Source organism: Nocardia sp. NPDC004722 (genome assembly GCF_053601505.1).
Map to the genome: position 1 here is coordinate 1 of NZ_JBSGBY010000739.1, position 3,674 is coordinate 3,674.

The following is a 3,674-nucleotide window of genomic DNA, read 5'->3' on the forward strand; positions in this document are numbered from 1 at the left end:
CTCCCCAGCCGCGTGTCCGCGCGCTAGTTCTGGGTCCGCCACGCCGCCGACGCCCGCGGCGCGGTCCACCTCGACGCGGGCGCGGTCGCCGCGGTGGCCGAACGCCGCCATTCGCTGCTGGCCGCCGGCATCACCCAGGTGGCAGGCCACTTCTACGGCGGCGACGTCATCGACCTGATCGCCCCCGACGGCGTGCTCGTCGCCCGCGGCGTGGCCGCCTACGACAGCGACGAACTCGAAACCATGAAGGGCCGCTCCACCTCCGACCTCCCGGACAGCATGCAGCGCCCCGTCGTCCACGCTGACGACCTCGTCAAGGTCTGACCGACCCACGACGGTCGCGGCGGGAGGTCTGATCGATCGCGGCCCTGCGACGGGGTGCGCGATGGTGCCCATGCGATGATGCTGCTGCGGCCGGAATCCACGGCGGCCGTGTGGATTCGGGTGTGAGGCCACGGTCGTGTGACGGAGTGACGGCTGAGGGGCCGCTGGGTTACGGCCGAATTGCGTTGGGGGAGAGGGGGAGTAACGGGGGCAGACCGGTCGGTTGGTCTCTGTGGTGAGGGGCAGTCGGAGGGCGGGGGAAGGGCAGTGGGCGGGACGGCCCGAGCGGTCATTCTGGAAGTGCACCCGGTGCCGCATCGAGATGTGCCCTTCGCCGATAGCGGTTGCCCGGATCCGGCGCGGTCCGCCCTTGCCGCGCCGGGCTCGCGGTCCGGTGACCGCCCGCGGCTCCGGGTGCGCCCGCACCGCCGTGGAGGTAGGTATGTACGTACCCCAACCCGATAGCACACAGCTGTGGCGGGCGAGCGGCCGTGTTGCGAACTCGATGGATTCGAGTTTCGAGTACCGCTTCGCCGATCGCCCGGTACTGCCCGACTGGCATGAACTGCTGGCGGCGTTCTGCGGTCATATCGGCGATCAGCCCGACGACCACGCGGTCACCCGCTGGGCCCGGGCGCTGGCCGAACTGCACCTGCAGCGCCGGGAGCAGCCCGGCGACACCGGCGGGATCGACGAACTACGCACGCAGCTCGTCACGTTCATCGACGAGTGGGTGTCGAGCCGGGCGCTGCCGAGGGGTGTAGCGCGGGCCGAATCGCTGGGGGCCGTGGTGGATGCCATGGCGGCGGCGCATGTGCGCGCCGTGCATCTGCTCAAGACGGCCGAGAAGGTGTCGGACGAACAAGTACACGCCGCGTGGTTCCTGTTGGCGCAGATGGCGGACGGCTGGACCGATCGGGCCGCAGGGGTTGTCGGCCCACGCGTCCGCCGCTCCGCCTGAAAGTCACCGCGCCACAACGGAACCAGGGCGGCGGCGGCCCGTGCCGGGCGGATGGGTTGCGCCGCATCCGCCCCGCGGGCAGCGTCGGCGGGTTCGGGTGTGATCGCTGCCTGGGTGCGATCACACCCGGACCGTCGTCGGTGCCACCGGCACTGAGGGTCGTCACCAGGATGGGCACCGATGGGCGTCACCAGGACGGATGAGCCTCGATCACGCAGTCCAGGGCCGCCGTGGGCACCACGCGGGTGAGCACGAAACCGCTGCGGGAGAGCAGATTTCCGAATTCGGTCTGCGTGCGTTCACGGCCGCCGCTGGTATTGACCAGCATTTCCAGGTCGATCACCTTGCCCGGGTGGGGCCGATGGTTCTCGGGCATGACGATGTCGATGATCAGCAGCCGCGCCTCGGATTCCATGGCGGTGCGCACCGTGCGCAGGATGCGTTCGGCGTCCGCGTCGGCCCAGTCGTGCACGATGTGTTTGAGCAGGTAGGCGTCGCCGCCCTTGGGGACGGTGTCGAAGAAGCTGCCGCCCTCGAAGCTCAGGCGACCGGTCAGTCCGGGCGCGAGCAGTTGCTCCGGCAGGCTCTCCACCACCCGCGGCAGGTCGTAGAGGACGCCGCGCATGGACGGGTGCCGGCGCAGGATGTCCACCAGCAGGCTGCCCCGGCCGCCGCCGATATCCACGATGGTGCCGAAGCGCCCGAAGTCGTACGCGGCTTGCAGGGGTTCGGTGGCCAGACTGCCCACGCTGGTCATGGCGCGATCGAAGACCTGCCCGGCTTCGGGATGCTCCTCGGCGTACTGCCAGAACTCCATGCCTTCCGTTTCCGGCCACAGCGACCGACCCTGCCGCACCGAGCCGGCGAGGTCCGACCAGTGCTTGCGGTGCAGGTCGGATCCCAAGAACACGAACAGATCTCGCAGCGAGACCTCGGCGTCGGTGCGCAGGCCCTGCGAGATCCCGGTCAGCTGATAGGCCCCGTCGCGCCGCTGCGCGAAGACCCCACCGCTGACGAGCAGGCGCAGCAACCGGCGCAGCGCGTCCTCGTCGGCATTGACCGCCCGCGCCAGGTCCGCGACGTGGCGCGGGCCGTCGGCCAGCGCGTCGGCGATGCCGAGTTCGGCGGCAGCGCAGGTGGCTTGGGTGAGATACCCGATGGTCGACAGTTCCAGCAGGGCGATGTGGCCGGGCACCAGTCGCCGGTGTAGAGCGGAGAGGTTGTCGCGAAACCAGGAGATAGCGCGAATGAGAGGCAGGGGCGGGGCTTTGGGTGCGGCGGACGCCATGATGAACTCCCCAAGATCGTGTGGCGACTGCGGGATTTGTCTGAGCGTACGCGTCGCGCCCCTGGTGGACAGCGGTTTCCGTGACGGCCGGGCAACTCGTGCGGGCGCGCCGGTCAGGCGGCGGTGAAGGCGGCCGCGTTCTCCCGAGCCCACTGGCCGAAGGTGCGGGCGGGGACACCGAGGAGGGTTTCGGTGGTGTCGGCGGGGGCCTGGGGGTGATCGGCGACCTCCGCCCACGTCTGCAGCAGTGCGTCCACGACGAAGGGCGGCATGGTGCGCGCCAGCTGTTCCCGGGCGACCTCGGGCGTGACGGTGACGACGGGGATCTCGCGCCCGATGGCCGTCGACAGCTCGGCGATCTGCGCGGCGAAGCTGATCGGCGCCGGACCGGTGAGAGAGACTGTGCGACCGCGTACTTCGCCTCCGGTGAGAGCGGCGATCGCGATATCGGCGATGTCCTGCGGGTGGATCATGGCCAGGGCGGCCTGCGGGTAGGGCAGCTCGATGGGCCGCCCGGCCGTGACTGCCTCGACCCAGCCCAGGGCGTTGCTGTCGAATCCGCCGGGACGCAGGATCGTGGTGTCGAGAGTCGAAGCGGCGAGCGACCTTTCGACGGCGACGTGCATGGCGCCGATGGGATTGGCGTCGGGATTCGGGCCGTCGACCGCGGAGGAGGACAGCAGCACGACGTGTTCCACCCCGGCCTTCTCGGCGGCCACGGTGAACGCGTCGGCGAGTGCCGGATTGGCGTAGAGGAAGACCTGGCGCACGTCTTGCAGTGCGGCGGAAAGGGTTTCGGGATCGTCGCTCAGCGCGAGCGCCTCGATCCCGGCGGGCAGGTCGAGGCCGGAGGGGTTCTTGCTGGTGGCGCGGACGGGCAGGCCCCGGGCGTGCAGTCCGGTGAGGACGGCGCGGCCGATCTGGCCGCCGGCGCCGGTGACGAGGATGGTCATGGGGGAACTCCGATCGAGTGCGAATCCATGCAGATGGACAAATGCATGCTGTCATGCACGCATCTGTGGGTCAACACATATATTCCGAACTGCATACAGATACGATGTGCACATGACCATGGACGACCGCACTCCCGACGAACTGCTC

Annotated in this window: 3 protein-coding genes and 1 pseudogene; 2 read left to right on the forward strand and 2 right to left on the reverse strand. The window is 69.7% G+C overall.

What is annotated here, in order from left to right; translation table 11 throughout:
• Positions 1-324 (forward strand): annotated as a pseudogene (locus tag ACWELQ_RS40915) (PUA domain-containing protein); the annotation flags it as partial.
• Between the two features lie 505 nt (positions 325-829).
• Positions 830-1,285, forward strand: a complete 456-nt coding sequence (locus ACWELQ_RS40920; protein WP_452402365.1) for a DUF4254 domain-containing protein — start codon at positions 830-832, stop codon at positions 1,283-1,285.
• Positions 1,286-1,472: 187 nt separating this feature from the next.
• Here the strand turns inward: ACWELQ_RS40920 and ACWELQ_RS40925 are convergent, their stop codons facing one another.
• Together ACWELQ_RS40925 and ACWELQ_RS40930 are read right to left on the reverse strand one after the other, a co-directional pair.
• On the reverse strand, positions 1,473-2,573 hold the full coding sequence (locus tag ACWELQ_RS40925; RefSeq protein ID WP_452402366.1) for a methyltransferase: 1,101 nt from the start codon (positions 2,571-2,573) through the stop codon (positions 1,473-1,475).
• 113 nt (positions 2,574-2,686) lie between these two features.
• The gene (locus tag ACWELQ_RS40930; RefSeq protein ID WP_452402367.1) at positions 2,687-3,526 is read right to left on the reverse strand and encodes an NAD(P)H-binding protein; all 840 of its coding nucleotides are present in this window, start codon (positions 3,524-3,526) and stop codon (positions 2,687-2,689) included.
• Positions 3,527-3,674 lie beyond the last annotated feature (148 nt).